This window comes from Mesorhizobium sp. P2_B5 (assembly GCF_056404775.1).
Map to the genome: position 1 here is coordinate 367,903 of NZ_JBFUDJ010000001.1, position 15,463 is coordinate 383,365.

The window sequence follows — 15,463 nt, forward strand, 5'->3', positions numbered from 1 at the left end:
TTTTCGTTTGATCTCCCCCGACCCCTTCAGATCAAATCTTGGTAGGCGACTAGCTCATCGACGAGAAGCGGCAAAGATTGCGCCTGCAGAGTGCCGAGAAATTCGGAGGGCGTTTTCGACGGATTTTTCAGCCGAGCACGACAGTTGCGAGCGGCGATTACCACCGCAGCGGGATCAAGACCGAATTGCTGATAGAGGAATTCATCCGGGTGTAGGATCTCAAGCTCGTATTGCTGGGAAACGCTGGCTGGGAAGTCCTTCAAATTCATGGTTACGATCGCATCGGCGCCCGTGTGAATTGCCGCGGCTAAGACGTGGCGATCATCCGGATCGGGCAATTCAAGAGCAGGTATCAAGCCTTCAAAGCCTTCGACCAGGCAACCGAGAACGCTCGCGTTCATGAGTTTCCGGGTTCGGTCAAGCTTTGCCGGATCCAAATCAGGACGGTCCTTTAAGAGACTTCTTGTCCACTCATCATGGATCATTTCAGTCCAACGGGCTCGATAAATCCCGCTCCCGGCCAGCTCCAATATGAAGTCTCGCAGCGGAGCGGGATAAAGCACACAGGCGTCCAGAATGACTGTATAGCCGGCGATTCTAATAGCCCATCCCCATCTCTTGGGCCTGAGCAGCCAACTCATCAAGCGCCTCGCGGCGTGCTCCCTCCTGAACCTGTTTAAACGCGGCTACGTCGCTAAATCTAATCCGACGATGTGTCCCCACCTTGTGGAAGGCGATTTTCTTCATCTCCAAAAGCTTCACCACATGAGGCCGAGACACGTTGAGATAGTCTGCCGCCTGCCGGGTTGTCAGCTCGGCATGGAGCGGGATTAAGGTCACCGCGTTGCCCTGAGACATCTCAGTTAGGAGGTGGGTAAGCAACCTCGCCGCGGCCGTCGGCAGTGTTAACTCCTCGCCATCATCCAACCGTATGCGGAGGGCCTGTTTTGTATGCCGAGATAGAGTTCGGCTTGCCTTAGCTGCCAGCTCGACTTCAGCCGGCGTTGGCACAACAGTGCCAGGATATTCGAGTAGCATGGCTGTTTTTCTCCCCTTGCAGTGGTCAGAGGTATGATCGCATTCGCGTATAAACGCAATAAACGAAACGTATGAACGTTCCCTTGCCGCCTGATTCAAGATGACGCAGGCCGCCTGCAGACCTTACTTCCAGCGCTTACCTGGCCGGCTTGTCCGTCATTGGCTTGCTTTGCGGTAGGCGTTCGGCGTGGTGTCCGGAGTACAAATCAGGTCCGACATTGTTCCCGTTACTCAGGGCGAGTGCGCGAAGGATGCCGCGACGAGCCGCAGCGTATGCGTAGCCCCTGGCCCTACCGTGATCGTCCTTCCCGTCTGTGCACTGGCAAACACGTCACCAGCGGCGGAAAGCTCCACGAAAAAGGCGCCGAAGTCATTCAATTCCGTCAGATTGGTCCACGTCTGGGCACTGGCGTTGACCTCGTCGAACACCGCGGCAGCGATAACGCCGCCTGCCGGACAGTTTATGGAAGCGCTGACGGAAGTCGCGCTGACAACTGCTGGTGTGGCGGTGTCCGATATCGTCGTCGCTATTGCCGTCGCGCGCAGCAGCGAGCAGAGATAGCCGATATTGCTGGCGCCTGGATTGGTGAGCGTCAACGACACGGTGCCGCTCGTGCCGGTTGGCACCGCAGCGGCATAGCCGGCAATATTCTTGCCGCCGGTCGCAAGGTGCTGAACCCTCTTGTTGGCCGTTACGCCTCCGATCGTTATTGTCGACGGAAAGCCCGCTCCTGAAACAGTGCCATCGTAGCAAATGAACGCGATTAAAACACGGTCGTCGGCTTCCGCCCCGAAACTCATGCCTGCAAATGACGGGCTGCCGCCAGCGACGAGAGCGGAAGCTGTGGCCACACTGGCGATTGTTGAGGGGGTGGGCGGCGGTGGTGGCGTGCCAAGATCCGGCTTCGGGACCGGCCTTTCCAACAACACGAACGGCCCTGCCGAAGCGAAGGCATTCGACGTACCTGGACCGATCGGCAGCGTGAGGGGGTTCTGGTCGGCCTCAAATCTGACCGCAACCAGCCAGTCACATGTCACGGTGATCGCTTGTCCAGATGTCGGCGCGCTCGTGAAGCCTATCCACCCATCCTCTTGCACGTAGTCAACATCTTCGACCTGCGTAACGCCAGCGACCTTCACGACGAGGTTGGACACGATGGCAATCGGCCGGCGGTATGGGCGATCGGCATCGGCATAGGTTTTCTTGATTTGAAATTCGAGCGTGACGCCGTTGCCGGTGCCGATGTTTTCGTCTGTCAGCGTGTTGTCGAGCGGATCACGAAGCGGGAAGGAATTGGCAGCGCCGCGCCGGCCAAGCACATGAGCCATGAAGGCCCGAATCTCGGCGATCGGCCGATTATTCAGCGAGACCTCGTATTTCCACAGCGCAACGGGCCAGTCCTGATTGCGGTCTTCATAGCCGCCAGAAAGCGGCGTGATCGTGGTTTGGAATACAGGCCCCATCCTCATGCCGAGAGCGAACTTGTCGTTGATGGCGACGCTGTCTGTCATGGCTTGGCCCTCATTAGCGCCGCTGGCGGGTCAGGCTCAAACTGCGAAAGGTTTGCCCTCAACATGCGCTGCAGGAGGCGCCAAGACGGCGGATCTTCTATGCGACCGTGAACCGGCGGCGATTCCCACGGCTTCAACCGCAATGAATGCATCTGGCAGCAGTATGACGCGAAGATTGCGGCCTCGAACCAGCCGCCACCGTTGTTTGCGATCATCCATGTGATCTGCTCGGCGCGGCCTGGGCGCGTATCCTGGCGCGCGATTTCGATACACCTCTCAAGCGCCTCCCGATCGATAGGATCAAGGTGCGAGCCGTCGGCTTTCTCACCTGGCTTCAGGAAGCCCCTTACAGGCAGGTTTGGCGTGCGCTGGAGTCCCTCAGTCATCGAAAAACTCATCCTTGTTGCCTTCGAGATCGTAATAACTGGGCAGCATTCCATTGCGCCGCGCGCGGCCGGCTGTTTTCGGGTCGACCCTGCTTTGCGAGGTCAGGCGCAGGCTTCGGGCGCAGGCGAGCATCGCCCGGCTCTCGACAGAGCGCATCCGCAGAAGCTTTTCGTAGCGAGCAATCCCGCCATCGACCTTCAGCCATTTGGGATTGAAGCGGGCTATCATGGTCGAGAGATCTCGCGTCGAGACAGCGTGCCGACAGTAGCCTGCCAGCAATTCGGCCGATTCTCTGGCGATGAAATCCACCGGGAGGCACCGGAGAACGTCCAGCCAAACATCGGTTTCGGCCTGGCTCATAGCTTCCGGCGGCTGCATAATCTTACCGTCGACCTTGGATGAGATCGTGGTTGTTTCAACCGCGGATTTTCTGCCTCTGGCACCCATTGCGAATTTCTAACCTTCAGCGAAAATTCTGGACGAAATTGAACGTGAAGCTCCCGGAGCGGTCGGCGGTTTGGACCTAAAATTTGTCGCGATGGCCCGCCCCTGGGTCACTGCAGCTTGGCCGGCGCATTCTCATCGAGGAGCCAGCGTCTCACCTCTGCCAGGCATTCGGCTTTCCACTCTGCATGGACGGCGCGGCGAAGCTCAAGGAAGTCGGCAACCTCTTCGGGAGTGGGGTCGCCGTGGTCGAACAGAAACAACTCGTCGCGCTCAAGCTGGCGTTGAATGGCGAGATCGAACGCAGCGCCGTTCTTCGCCTCAATCTGCTCTGGCGTCAGTCCGTCTAGGTTGATGTTGATGATCATTTGCTGCCTCTTGGTTTGGTGACAGTGACAGGCTTGCCGGCTCTGGATGACAGTTGCCATGCGGCGGTGTTGCTGCCGGGCACGATGCCTTCTGCGACATTCTGAAGGCACGTCCACATGTCGCCCTGGTAGGTGACCACGGCGCCCTTGTCGTAGGGCACGGCGCGTTGATAGGTGCCGAGATACTTGACCCCTATCACCTTGCCCTCTTCCAGCGCTTTGATGCGGGCTTCCGCTGCAGTGAGGCGTTCACTTGCTCTGAGACCAACAGCACGCGCTAGGCCAATGCCGTTGCATGCCATCTCTACAAGCCAGTGATACTGATTGTGCGTGATGCTGCAGAATTCGTTGCCCTTCGGAGTGCTGTTGGCCTTCATCTTTGCGAGGCCGTTCTTTAACGCCTTTCGGACACGTTCGCATTCCACGTCGACCAGCTTTTCAAAGTCGTCAGCCATGGGTCGCACCGAACTGTTCGAAGGTCCGTTTGGTATCGACAGGGCCGAGCATCCGCCAAATTCCCTTGGCGTTCTGCGGCCTGAAGTTTGCCGGGATCGGCAGCAGCGCCTCCCAGACAATGCCCTCATGCTCGACGCGTGCGCCTTCAGAAAATTCCTTGCCGCGCTGCCAGGTTTCGGCATTCACCACTGCATAGCTCATGATCGTTTCTCCTACGTCGGGCTGTTGCCAGACGCGTTCCACTGGACGGCGCTGATCGTGGCGAAGGCATTGTCTCGGAGACGCTGCGCGGCGAAGTAGATCGACGGCATCACACCGGTCAGATTTCGTTGCCATAGCGAAATCATCGTGGTTGACGTGGTCGCCGGCGAATCTGGCGAGTCGGATAGCTGCAGACTGGCATGCTTCGCGCTCTTGATCTCGACGCCTTCAGCATCGCCCGCAATGCCGGCGCCGTCGATCAATCCCAAGGTGCCGGCCGACAATCCATCAACGGCCATCGCAGGCACGCCGCACATTTCGCCGCCTGTCGGACCCATCAGCGGAAACGCTCTACCGCCACCGCCGATCAACGTCGCGGCGCGGCGCCCGACATCCGGCGACATGACAAACAACGGCTTGGATTCCGCTGTGATTTGGACGGCCTCGAACAACGCGTAGCAGTCAGCCAGGGCTGCCGATTCGGTCGAACCGGATGAAGCCTGCGTAGGCGTCGAGCCATCGGTGATCGCGGCGAAGAATCCGACGTCGACGCCCGCTGAAATCGCCTTGCGCAATTCGTTCGATAAAAACGCCTCGCCGGCCGTGCTCAGCCAATTCAAAAGTTCCTCAGAGAAAACCAGGATCGAGGTCGCTTTCATCGGATCCAGATTGACGCTGTCTAGAGCGCTGCGCTGAACCTTGATCGCCTGCGCCTCGCCAACCCTGGTCACCTGGGCGGCACTGGTCAGATATGAAACGCGCTGCCGAAGTGGCGCCCGCATCATCATCGAACCGTCGAGCAGGCGGAAAAACGCCGACGAGTTGCGAAGCAATGGCGCGAACGACGTCAGGATCGTCCTTGTGTTGGCGAGCGCCTCCTGGTCGCTGTCGGTCGATAAATGCGGCGCGACTGCCGCCTTGACGCGGTCCGGCATGCGCATTCGTTCGGCGAACTCGACAGCCTCGTTTAGTTGGCCGCCGCCCATGGCGATTGCCTTAACCCACAACGCCATGTTGGCGGTGCTCGGATTGTCGACCATTGAAATTGCGGCGCGCATTGGAATCTCCAAATCAAAGAAATCATCGTTCCCAAGCAACAGAAAGAATTGTCACACGTGACGCAATGGATTTTATCGGGGAAAGATATCAACGGCCTTCAGACTTGCCAGCAACTCGGACGCTGCCGCCTCGATAGCCTTCTTGTCGTTGGCAACGTCTGGATCGAGCTTCTGCAAATTTACCAGGAGTGCGCTAATGCGTTTCTTATGCACCGGAACATTGAGCAGGATGATGCCAGCGTCGTAGCGCGCTCGCTCCTCTTGCTTCCGAATCCGGTCGGCCTCGCGCCGCTGATCGGCGGTTCTCGCTTTGCCGCCGGTCATCGCGTTCGCGTCCTGAGCGCGCCGCCGCAATGCGGACAGCTCTCGACGTAGCGTTTCGCCTTGCCGGTGCGCCGCTTGATCTCGTCGGCAACAGCCGTCGTGGAATTCAGGCCTTTGGTCGCCCGGACATGAGCCAAAACGTCTTCGAACTCGTCTTCCGGGATGCTGGCGAACAGCATGCATCGGTAGACATAGGCGCGGGAAACGCCCATGACGCGTGCCGCCTCAGCTACGGAAAACTCAGCCTCGCCGCTGTTGCACATGCCGAGATAGTCATCGAGCGTGAAGTTTGGCTGGTCGGAATGGGGGTGTTCCCCTGGGGAACGGTGCTCGCCGGTCATGAGCGGCCCCGCCGTCTGTCAGTCCAGCCGCGCCGTTCCATAGCTCTGGCAAGTGCCGGGCTGGTCTCAATGGATTGGGAAGGCGGGGTGTCTGTAGGCCGATCAGCACCAAGGGTATGTGGTAAACTATATGCAGGTGACGTGGTCACCCCATCCAAGTCGGCATTTCCGTCGTTATCGGGTGACGTGGTCACCCCAATCGGGTGACGTGGTACTGCCATGCTCTTTGAAATGGGGTGACGACGTACTGCCATTCGGGTGACGTGGTCACCCCGCGTTTTTTTCCGGGGAGGGAGAGTTTCCTTCCGCCATTTCATGAAGTCCTTCGTCGCCGGCATTGCGCTGTGTGTCGGATAGTCGAGTGGGTATTCCGTCAATGTCCAGGTGCTTGCCCGGCTGCGGCCTTCAGCGCGTGCTTTCCAGTCGAAGTGTCCTTTCTTCGCGAGTTTGACGAATCCCAGTTCCACCAGCCTGTCGCAAGCGCGGTCGGCGGGTCGGTTGCTGCAATTGATGGCGGCGCACATCTCGTCGCCGCTGAAGCCGATGTCGCCATTGTTCGAGCCGTTATACCTGGCCTTGAACTCGACATAGAGAGAGCGCTCGTACACGTCGAGCGATCGCCACGCCGGGCATTTGGTCAGCCATTCGTATAGGCGCAGATGGCGAGGTTCACGGGAAGTGTTGCCCATCAGCCGCCACCGCTTGCTTGCGGAGATGGATCGCCTGAGGTATTCTGATACCTGTCGATCCGGTCCCAACCTTTCGACATCTCCGATGAGCCCGCCGCCCCGCCCGCGGCGGGTTTCTCGTTAGGAGGTCCCATCCGCGCCTCCCTGTCGGCGGAGGATGTTGGCTTGCCGGACGGCTTCGATTGCAGAAGGCGTATCTAGGCCGAATCTAGTCTTGATCGTCGGGACGATCGCTTTGCCAACATGGTCGGGATCTGTTGCAAGCCACCGTGCAGCGGCGGCGACTGCTTCGTCGGGCTGAAGATCGATGCTCATGGCGCCCACCCCATGACGATGCTCATCAGGAAGGCGACGGCGGTGCAGAGGGTGATGGCCATCTTATGCGGCCACCGGCTGACGCGCGGCGATGCGCGAGCGAATCCAGTCTTCCACCTCGGATTTGACAAAGGCGATGCGCTTGTCACCGAGCGGAACCGGCTGCGGAAATTTGCCCGCCGCTCGCTTTTCGTTGATGGAAGTTCGGGAGAGGCTGGTAATCCGAGCCGCTTCCTTGATCGAAATCAGAACAGCGTCGCTGTCCATATTTGCCACCTTTCGCTATGCGAGTTAGGTGGCCTCTATGGTCGCCACCGTCGTCGCTGTTGACGGTGTCGTCTATTGATAGGGTTTCGGATTGATCCGCTAGAAGGAAGAATTTCGGGAATTTTTTACCCGGCTTCCTCAACGATGCCGTATAGAGCGCCGTTGCCCTCGGCTATCGCGTCGTTGACAAGCTTGTAACTTGTCTCAATTGCACCGCGGCTTCCCCGCGCTGGAGCACCCTTCAACTGGTCTGACGCCCATTGGAAAGCCCCATCCTGGTTGTCGGCATAGCCAGCGAGTTTAAGCCAAGCCTTTTCTTTGCCAGCGACCGAAGAGCGACCCGCCAATGCTCTTCTAGCCAAGGACCAGCGCACGACATGCCGCTGGTTGTGGAAGGCGGCTAAGGCCGGTTTCATTCCGCCTTTTTTGCGCGCTCCGTTGCCTGTGTAGATCCCGCTCAATTCAGTGGCCACGGCTTTACCTAGCCACTCCGGAAGCGGTCTGCCATTTTCAAACATAAGCATGAAGGCCATCACCAAGCCGCGAAAGTCGCCAGCTCGCCAACGTGCTTCCTCCCTTGCTAAGGCATCCTCGAACCAGGCCTCAGTGTCCATTTCGCTCCGCCTTGCCGATCGGCACCACATTCGTGCCGCCCTTCGTGCTCGACACATAGGCCGCCCATGCGTCCATCAGCTTCTTGCGCTTCGCCAGCGCCGAGCCGCGGCGGTATGCCTGCTCGACCTCGTCGCCGACCTTGTGCGCCAGCGCCATCTCGGCGACATCCCGCGGGAAATTCGTTGCATCGCCGCACCAGTCCCGGAAACTCGACCTGAAGCCGTGCACGGTGAACTCGCCTTTTTTCATCCGACGCAGGACAGCCGTCATCGCCATGTTGGACAGCGGCTTTTTCGGCGCGGCACCGGGGAATACATAGTCGGATAGCCGCTTCGCCTGAAGGCCCTTGAGCACGGCAACGGCGCGCGCTGAGAGCGGGACAACGTGTTCCTTGCCCATCTTCATCCGCTCGGCGGGGATCGCCCACAGGGCTTTCCCTAAGTCGAACTCTGGCCACTTCGCGTTCAGCACTTCGCCCGACCGTGTCGCGGTGAGAATGCAGAGTTCGAGTGCCCTGGCGCCGAAGCCATCAACGCCCGCGAGTTCAACCATGAAGGCCGGGACGTCTGCATAGGCCATAGCTGCATGGTGACCTCTGGCGAGCCTCTGGCGGGCCGGCAGGATATGGTCGAGGTGACCTTTCCAACGGGCTGGATTTTCGCCTGACCGCAGCCCGACCGCCTTGGCATAGTCGAGCACCTTCTCGATGCGGCCGCGCAGCCGGGAGGCGGTTTCCTGCTTCTCTGCCCATAGCGGCCGAAGCACCCGGACCACCTCATCTGTGGTGACGTCGCCGACGGGGATCTTGCGCAGCGGCAGCGCGTATTCCGTCAGTGTCATCTTCCATTGTGCCGCGTGCTTCGCGTTCCGGAAGGTGTTCTCTTTCGAGGTGAGCAACTCGTCGGCGCACTCTCCGAAGGTGCGCAGCTTTACCGATCGCCGCCGATGCGCCATCTCTTTCGTAGGGTCGCCGCCGTGCTTGATAATCTCGCGCGCCTCGTCGGCCCGGCTTCGCGCATCGGCCAGACTGATCTTGCCTGACGCATTACCGTAGGAGCCGAGTCCGAACTCCCGGCGCACGCCCTGGCGAATGAATATGAAAACCCAACTGCGCGTTCCGGACTTCTGAACATAGAGCCACAGGCCATCGCCATCGCCATGCCGACCGGCCGGCAGGCCCTTTATTTGTGTATCCCGAAGTTTGTGGCGCGCCATTCTTTCCTAACGGCTTTCCTAACGAGCATGGTTGCCAGCAAAGTCATTAACGTGCAATATGTTCTGGGATATTTGCATGGGGATTAGGAAAAGCAAGGGGTCGCCTGACAATAAAGTCAGCAAAATCAATCGTCTGGCGGTCTCCCTCTCCGCCATCCCACATTGAAGTTATTAGATATTTTCTCGCATTATAACGATAGCCCCCGAACTGCCCCCGTCGGTTTCCGCTTATCTTTTCGTCACCGTGGCAAAGATGGTAAATTTCCCGAGTTCCTTGCTTCGTCGGAAAAAGGCGATCTCGGCGGGATCGCTTGTCGACCGTTGTCGGCCTTTCTCGGCAACGACGGGCCTAGTTAAGGCCGACTCGCGATTACGGCGTCCACCGACCGCGACACGTGATAGGTTTGACGCGGGTCGCCTATACTACAAAGGTTCTCGACGTCGGAAATCCGCCTAAAGATTAGCGGGCGGTCACTCGTGCAGATCGTGGAGGCCCCACTTTCGAACCCGCCCCGTCTGCTGGAAATGCCGGGGGATGCGCTACCGGCGGGATCGAAGCGGCGTTTGCTGCTTCGACGCAGCGGGCTCTGACTGGATGAGATGACATTGACGGGATGACAGATCAGGAGCAAAGTTGAGCGCACTGACCGAGCCCGGGCGGCCCGGCCGAGACCGCGTGTGCGATGAAGACCTCGAGCAGCACGGAGACTGACGGGAGGAAGAAATGAACCGGGTCAAGGACGTTTGCGATCGAGCACGATTGCTATGGCTGCGGGTGGTGCGATCGACCCACCCTGTCGACGATGTCGAGAACAACGAGCTTTATCGGCTGATCGACGGCAAAAACAAGGTCATCACCGGCACCAACTTCGAGGCGTCCCGCTTCGACATCAAGACCCGTCTATCGCGGTGGGAGAGCTACACGCCGCCGAACGTTAACTGAAAGCTATTCCGGTTCGGAGTACTTTGGAGAGCCCAGCCACAGCAGCGATCGAGCCGAGCAACGACATGATCGTTCTGCCGTTCCACCACGCTTACCGCAACAAACTTCGGAATGATCCCTGTGCGCACTCAAGACGATTTCATGCTCGTCTCGCCGTCGCACTACGACCCTGAGCGCTACCCGCCGGGCTCTTGCATTCAATAGGTCCGACGCCCACCATTTTAGCCCGCAGCCTCAACGGTTGCGGGCTTTTCATTTGGCGGTGGGGACTAGCGGGATTAGCGGGCAAAATGCCGTCGCTTTCGAGTGTCAGCAGATGTGGTAAGGTTGAGTGTCGGCGAGTAGCAGAGGTCCAGCAACAATGACTTTGAGACGAACCAGAGCCTACGGCACATCCAGCTTGGTTCTAGCCGTTTGCATTGTATTTGCTTGGCAGAACGCCGCTGCCGCTCAAGATTGCGACGCAGCCGCGACGCCTGGCGTCAATTGGCAGGACTGTGACAAAAAGCTTCTCATCCTAAAAGGACAGGACCTGAGCGGGGCGAACCTGATCGGTGTTGATTTCACTTCGACCGACCTCAGGAACAGCAATCTCCTTGCGGCAAATTTTGAGAAGGCAACGCTTGTGCGTGCTTCCCTGGCCGACTCGACCGCCAAAGGCGCCCGGTTCGACAAAATCGAGGCCTACAGGACCGACTTCAGCCATATGGACGCGCAGGGCGCTGTGTTTACGGGCGCGGAAGTGCAGCGCTCGAATTTCCAGGACGCCAATCTGACCAATGTTGATTTCACAAAGGCGGAATTGGGGCGAGCGCAGTTCCATGACGCCGATATCAGCGGCAGCCGCTTTTCGTTTGCCAATCTCGCGCGGGCGGACTTCCGAGGAGCGACGTTCACCGCGCCGATAGACTTTGACCGCGCTTTTTTCTTTCTGACCCGTATCGAGGGCCTCGATCTTTCCAATTCGGCGGGTCTATCCCAGTGGCAGCTCAACATGGCTTGCGGAGACGCCCGGACCGAGTTGCCTTCCGGCTTGACGAGGCCTGAAGATTGGCCCTGTAGCGAGCCATAGGCTCGGCGCCGTGTCGCTGCCGGGGCTGAAATCGTCAAGCGCGCCCTTGCGGGGGTAAGCTTCGGGATGGCTGCATGCCTCCTGATGGCCGGCATGGGCGCCTATATGCTGTTTCGCTAGCGCCTTTTCGTGAGGAGACTATGGGCAAGCATTTCCGCGACGAACAGATCGAGGAATTCCTAAAAGTCTACGTCGCGAGGTTCCCGGACGCCGTAGAGCGAATGGAACATGTCATGTTGAATCCGTTCGACGATAATGACGAGCTGATGTCCCAGAACTTCCGCGAGATTTATCTGGTCGCACAGTCCATGGAATTCTTCACGGCATACGCGACGCATGAGCCGAGTGCGATCCATCATTTGGTCAGGGACGTCGCGAGACGTGTGTCGGATGGGCTTGGCCCTATGGGATCGAGAAAAATCAACTACTGACGCGCCGCCTGGATAGCAAGATGCCCCACCGGAATCAGCCGGTGGGGCTCTTGGAACAGCCCACTTAGGGACTAGCTGACGGGGCTGTTCGGCGGTGTGACCCGGGGAGGATCACATGTGCAATTTGGCGCCTTCCTTTGCCCGGCACATCGGCCGAACAGATGAGGACGGTCCCCGTGCCTTGCACTCTTGTGCCGGCGGTGCGGTGGTGATTTGCTTCTTCCGTCATAGTCAGGCACCACGGTGAAGAACACCGGCCGGCGGCCGCGGTCGGCAGCCTTGCAATCCGAGCAGGCGAACAGCCCGACGAGATCCTGATGCATTGACCCGTGATCAGGACCAAGCCTGTCGATGAGCGCCTGAACGTCTGGCTTTGTGGATTTGCAGCAAACCGGGTGCGCGCAATTGACGTAGACAGATTCGCGGGCGGCAAGGGTGTCGGCGAGGGTTTTTTGAGGCATGGCGATCTCCATTCGAGGGGTCGCCGCAACGAGGGGAAATATAGGAGGCAAGGCTTGAAGATGACAGGGAAAGAGGACAAGTTTGAGAAGATCGACACTAAGCTATCATCGATCCAATCCGATATGACTTCGCTGCGTGCGAAGGTCGATCATCTCCCAAGCGCTTTCAGTGTTGTGCAGATTACTGGCATCTTGCTGGCACTGGTTATCGCCAGCATGGGTGGTGTGCTTGCCGTCCTGAAGTATGTCGCTACTCCCTAAGCGCGGCCATGCTAGTGATGGTGAGCGCCCGGGGGTGAGGCTTCAGTAAGGCTTAAGCCCAGGTTCAGGAGGCGGCGCGTTCGGGTCGGGGCAATCAGACAATTGCTCACACGCAGGAGGCCGATCGCCAACTCCGCCATAACGTTCCACCAGTTTTGCGAATCCGTAGGCGAAGGCGAAAAGAAGCGCCAGGACAGCCACTATTCGGACGGCCATGCGGGATTATAGCACGATCATCCCGGCGCGTTTGTTTAGGCTTCCCTAACGTAATATGATCTCTTGTCAGCCGGCACCCATTGCCGGTTAGGCCCGGTGGTCAAACCCCAAGCCCCCCGCCCTTGACCGCTGGGCCGCCAGTAGCCGCGCCAGCGCGCATTTATGCCGACCGTCTGCCAATGTTGGCGCGACAGGAAAGTGCATCGTTTACTCAATTTCCAATTGCTGGACTCGCGCGATGCGTCGGTAGTTTAATTTTTGCATCAGGCCAAGGAGTGGAAGGGTCGCGAACTGGGAGGAACTAGACACATGGATTTCGAATTCGACATCCGCCATCCGTCTGACGATCAGCCGTACGAAATCACCTCTTTCGCCCAAAAGTACGGCCTTACGATCCCAATTGCGGACGCCGTGCTCTTCGCTAGAGGACCGTCGCGGACGGCATGCGACGCTGCCGCATTGGCTTTCCTCTGCGCTATTGCCGCACAAGCCAAGAGACAGAGGGCGCAATAGGCTCGCCAGACGGCCGGCGGGGCTCCTAGGCAAGATGCCCCACCGGAATCAGCGGGTGGGGCTCTTGGAACAGCCCACTTAGGGACTAGCTGAAGGGCTGTTCGGCGGTGTGACCCGGGGAGGATCACATGTGCAATTTGGCGCCTTCCTTTGCCCGGCACATCGGCCGAACAGATGAGGACGGTCCCCGTGCCTTGGACTCCCGCATAACAAATGATGCTGCGACGGCGCCGGCCGCACCAGAATCATCGGCATGGCTCGGGGTAATATCAAAGTGGGCGACGAGGTCGCCGTCACCGCCGTTGTGCGAGGTCGGGTGACACGCTGCTGAAAAACCGATCGAAACTGTTCCGGAAACGTACGAAACGTCTAGTATGCCCACATGCCGGGGACTCGCATCGCTTTTGGTCCGTTCGTACTCGATCCCGACATCGGGACGCTCCTTAAAGAGCAGATCCCGATCGCTGTTGGGCATCGTGGGCTGACGCTGCTTGCCGCGCTTACGGCACGGCCCGGTGAGATCCTGACCAAGGCCGAGCTGATGGACGCTGCCTGGCCGGGCACTGCCGTCGAGGAAGGCAACCTTACCGTCCAAATCGCGACACTAAGAAAGGCACTCGGTCCGGCTGACAACGGCGGCGAGTGGATCGCCACGGTGCCTCGCATCGGCTACCGCTTCACCGGGACTGTCGAGCCGGTGGCGAGCGCATCCCGCGGACCGATACCACCGTCCGGCAAGCCGTCGATTGCAGTGCTGCCTTTTGCCAATTTGAGCGGCGATCAGGACCAGCAGTATCTCAGCGACGGCATAACCGAGGACATAATTACGGAGCTGGCCAGGTTCCGCTCCCTCCTTGTCATCGCGCGCAATTCATCTTTTCAGTTTCGCCATCCGGCATTGGACATCGCCGAAGTCCATCGCAAACTCGGAGTTCGCTACCTCGTCGAAGGCAGCATACGAAAGCTCGGTGATCGCATTCGGATCACCACACAGTTGATTGACGCCGCCACCGGCACCCACCTGTGGGCCCAACGGTACGACCGGGCCCTCGACGATATCTTCGCATGGCAAGACGAGGTTGCGGCGCTTATCGCCTCGATGGCCGAAGGCCAGGCGGAGGCCGATTCGGCGAGCCGGACCAGACGCAAGCCGCCGGCCGATTGGGATGCATACGACAACTATCTGCAGGGGCGCGCGCACTTCCACCGGTATGAGCTGGACGAGTCCGAGCCCCTATTCGCCCGGTGTGTCGAGCTCGATTCGACGTTCGCTCAAGGCCACGCCTTCCTAGCGCAGGCCCTCGTCGGCAGATTTTGGTACGACAACGATCCGCGGACGCTACAGAAGGCTTGGGACTCGGCACGAACGGCGCTCGCTCTCGACAGGAGCGATGGCGTCTGTCACCAGAGCATGGGGCTTGTGCTTACGCATATGCGCCAGCACAGCGATGCGGGAGTGCATTTCGAGCAAGCGCGCTCGTTGAACCCGCTGGACGTGAACATAGCTGGGGACTACGCAAGCTGGCTCAACTACGGCGGACGGGCCGAGACGGCGCTGAACGTGCTCGAAACTGCGCTCCTGCGCGACCCGTTACCTCCGGTATGGTTCTGGGAGGTGAAGGGCAGCTCCCTCTTCCTGCTTGGAAGGTACGCGGAAGCCGTCGGTTCGTATCAGAAGGCCGGCGACCAATTCTTCATCCATACCTTCCTCGCAGCGGCGTACGCACATTTGGGCGAGACGCAGAAGGCGCGAGCTGAAGTCGAGGAAGCACTGACGAGGAAACACGACCTGAGTCTCCGGCTGTTTTCAGGTTTCCCGTTCGCCGACCAAGTCGGCCTCAAGCTTTTCATGTCAGGCTTCAGAAAGGCCGGTTTTCCGGCGTGAACGCACCTTCCGGGAGGTTCCAGATCGATCGGGCGTCCGCCAGACCTTTTCAATGTATGGCCGCCTGGCCCTTCGCCCATGGCGCCAATCTCCTCGGGCTTCCGCGATCACACCATAGGCTAACGTGATCCCGCCAGTTCACAATACATCTACAAGCGGTCGATTCCTTAGGGATGTAGCCGCTCCTATCAGAGGTCCGTCGCGTGGGGGCACGCGGCGGACTGCTGGTGGCCCATCCGGCCGATAATAGCGCGGCGCCTGGATCATCGCCAGGCGACGGCGGGTTTGTTTAGCCTTCCCTGACGTAAAGGAACGTCTCCTGCACGGTTCAGGAACGGAAGGAGCCCATTCTACAACACGTTACATCGGCGTATGATCCCTTGTCAGCCGGCACCCATTGCCGGTTAGGCCCGGTGGTCAAACCCCAAGCCCCCCGCCCTTGACCGCTGGG

General features: G+C 59.2%; 23 protein-coding genes. 7 read left to right on the forward strand and 16 right to left on the reverse strand.

The window, feature by feature from the left end; translation table 11 throughout:
- Positions 1-26: 26 nt before the first annotated feature.
- From AC1D1N_RS01910 to AC1D1N_RS01950, 9 genes are all read right to left on the reverse strand, one after another.
- A complete protein-coding gene (locus tag AC1D1N_RS01910; RefSeq protein ID WP_477346264.1) occupies positions 27-641 on the reverse strand; it encodes a PIN domain-containing protein in 615 nt (204 codons plus the stop codon).
- Complete coding sequence (locus AC1D1N_RS01915) at positions 598-1,038, reverse strand: helix-turn-helix domain-containing protein (protein WP_477346265.1); 441 nt, start codon at positions 1,036-1,038, stop codon at positions 598-600. The genes AC1D1N_RS01910 and AC1D1N_RS01915 overlap by 44 nt, the downstream gene beginning before the upstream one ends.
- 231 nt (positions 1,039-1,269) lie before the next feature.
- Positions 1,270-2,550, reverse strand: coding sequence for a DUF2460 domain-containing protein (locus tag AC1D1N_RS01920; protein ID WP_477346266.1), 1,281 nt, complete (start codon positions 2,548-2,550; stop codon positions 1,270-1,272).
- Positions 2,547-2,936, reverse strand: coding sequence for a hypothetical protein (locus AC1D1N_RS01925; protein WP_477346267.1), 390 nt, complete (start codon positions 2,934-2,936; stop codon positions 2,547-2,549). Before AC1D1N_RS01925 ends, AC1D1N_RS01920 begins: the two co-directional genes overlap by 4 nt.
- On the reverse strand, positions 2,929-3,384 hold the full coding sequence (locus AC1D1N_RS01930; RefSeq protein WP_477346268.1) for a hypothetical protein: 456 nt from the start codon (positions 3,382-3,384) through the stop codon (positions 2,929-2,931). The genes AC1D1N_RS01925 and AC1D1N_RS01930 overlap by 8 nt, the downstream gene beginning before the upstream one ends.
- 107 nt (positions 3,385-3,491) lie before the next feature.
- A complete protein-coding gene (locus AC1D1N_RS01935; protein WP_477346269.1) occupies positions 3,492-3,749 on the reverse strand; it encodes a hypothetical protein in 258 nt (85 codons plus the stop codon).
- Complete coding sequence (locus AC1D1N_RS01940; protein ID WP_477346270.1) at positions 3,746-4,204, reverse strand: hypothetical protein; 459 nt, start codon at positions 4,202-4,204, stop codon at positions 3,746-3,748. Before AC1D1N_RS01940 ends, AC1D1N_RS01935 begins: the two co-directional genes overlap by 4 nt.
- Complete coding sequence (locus tag AC1D1N_RS01945) at positions 4,197-4,406, reverse strand: hypothetical protein (protein WP_477346271.1); 210 nt, start codon at positions 4,404-4,406, stop codon at positions 4,197-4,199. The genes AC1D1N_RS01940 and AC1D1N_RS01945 overlap by 8 nt, the downstream gene beginning before the upstream one ends.
- A gap of 11 nt (positions 4,407-4,417) precedes the next feature.
- Positions 4,418-5,194 (reverse strand): hypothetical protein, encoded by a 777-nt coding sequence (locus AC1D1N_RS01950; RefSeq protein ID WP_477346272.1) that lies wholly within the window; start codon positions 5,192-5,194, stop codon positions 4,418-4,420.
- Between the two features lie 73 nt (positions 5,195-5,267).
- Here AC1D1N_RS01950 and AC1D1N_RS01955 point away from each other — a divergent pair, with 73 nt between their 5' ends.
- On the forward strand, positions 5,268-5,525 hold the full coding sequence (locus AC1D1N_RS01955; RefSeq protein ID WP_477346273.1) for a hypothetical protein: 258 nt from the start codon (positions 5,268-5,270) through the stop codon (positions 5,523-5,525).
- An 11-nt stretch (positions 5,526-5,536) separates the two neighbouring features.
- Here AC1D1N_RS01955 and AC1D1N_RS01960 read toward each other — a convergent pair whose 3' ends face one another.
- From AC1D1N_RS01960 to AC1D1N_RS01990, 7 genes are all read right to left on the reverse strand, one after another.
- Positions 5,537-5,788 carry a hypothetical protein gene (locus AC1D1N_RS01960; protein WP_477346274.1) on the reverse strand — a complete coding sequence of 84 codons (252 nt, stop codon included), beginning with the start codon at positions 5,786-5,788 and terminating at the stop codon, positions 5,537-5,539.
- Positions 5,785-6,129 carry a hypothetical protein gene (locus tag AC1D1N_RS01965; protein WP_477346275.1) on the reverse strand — a complete coding sequence of 115 codons (345 nt, stop codon included), beginning with the start codon at positions 6,127-6,129 and terminating at the stop codon, positions 5,785-5,787. Before AC1D1N_RS01965 ends, AC1D1N_RS01960 begins: the two co-directional genes overlap by 4 nt.
- Positions 6,126-6,818: a hypothetical protein gene (locus AC1D1N_RS01970; RefSeq protein ID WP_477346276.1), complete on the reverse strand. Its 693-nt coding sequence runs from the start codon at positions 6,816-6,818 to the stop codon at positions 6,126-6,128. Before AC1D1N_RS01970 ends, AC1D1N_RS01965 begins: the two co-directional genes overlap by 4 nt.
- 120 nt (positions 6,819-6,938) lie before the next feature.
- Positions 6,939-7,133, reverse strand: coding sequence for a hypothetical protein (locus AC1D1N_RS01975; protein WP_477346277.1), 195 nt, complete (start codon positions 7,131-7,133; stop codon positions 6,939-6,941).
- Between the two features lie 63 nt (positions 7,134-7,196).
- Entirely contained in the window at positions 7,197-7,400 is a 204-nt protein-coding gene (locus AC1D1N_RS01980; RefSeq protein WP_477346278.1) for a helix-turn-helix transcriptional regulator, read from the reverse strand.
- 125 nt (positions 7,401-7,525) lie between these two features.
- Entirely contained in the window at positions 7,526-8,014 is a 489-nt protein-coding gene (locus tag AC1D1N_RS01985) for a hypothetical protein (protein ID WP_477346279.1), read from the reverse strand.
- Positions 8,004-9,230 (reverse strand): tyrosine-type recombinase/integrase, encoded by a 1,227-nt coding sequence (locus AC1D1N_RS01990; RefSeq protein WP_477346280.1) that lies wholly within the window; start codon positions 9,228-9,230, stop codon positions 8,004-8,006. Before AC1D1N_RS01990 ends, AC1D1N_RS01985 begins: the two co-directional genes overlap by 11 nt.
- A gap of 724 nt (positions 9,231-9,954) precedes the next feature.
- On the opposite strand from AC1D1N_RS01990, the gene AC1D1N_RS01995 reads away from it, so the two are divergent.
- From AC1D1N_RS01995 to AC1D1N_RS02020, 6 genes are all read left to right on the forward strand, one after another.
- Positions 9,955-10,173, forward strand: coding sequence for a hypothetical protein (locus AC1D1N_RS01995; protein WP_436261854.1), 219 nt, complete (start codon positions 9,955-9,957; stop codon positions 10,171-10,173).
- A gap of 361 nt (positions 10,174-10,534) precedes the next feature.
- Complete coding sequence (locus AC1D1N_RS02000) at positions 10,535-11,245, forward strand: pentapeptide repeat-containing protein (protein WP_436261855.1); 711 nt, start codon at positions 10,535-10,537, stop codon at positions 11,243-11,245.
- Between the two features lie 140 nt (positions 11,246-11,385).
- Positions 11,386-11,676 (forward strand): hypothetical protein, encoded by a 291-nt coding sequence (locus AC1D1N_RS02005; protein ID WP_477346281.1) that lies wholly within the window; start codon positions 11,386-11,388, stop codon positions 11,674-11,676.
- Positions 11,677-12,005: 329 nt separating this feature from the next.
- Positions 12,006-12,398, forward strand: a complete 393-nt coding sequence (locus tag AC1D1N_RS02010; protein ID WP_477346282.1) for a hypothetical protein — start codon at positions 12,006-12,008, stop codon at positions 12,396-12,398.
- A gap of 525 nt (positions 12,399-12,923) precedes the next feature.
- Positions 12,924-13,127 (forward strand): hypothetical protein, encoded by a 204-nt coding sequence (locus AC1D1N_RS02015; protein ID WP_477346283.1) that lies wholly within the window; start codon positions 12,924-12,926, stop codon positions 13,125-13,127.
- A 382-nt stretch (positions 13,128-13,509) separates the two neighbouring features.
- Positions 13,510-15,012 (forward strand): winged helix-turn-helix domain-containing tetratricopeptide repeat protein, encoded by a 1,503-nt coding sequence (locus AC1D1N_RS02020; RefSeq protein WP_477346284.1) that lies wholly within the window; start codon positions 13,510-13,512, stop codon positions 15,010-15,012.
- The last annotated feature ends 451 nt before the right edge of the window (positions 15,013-15,463 follow it).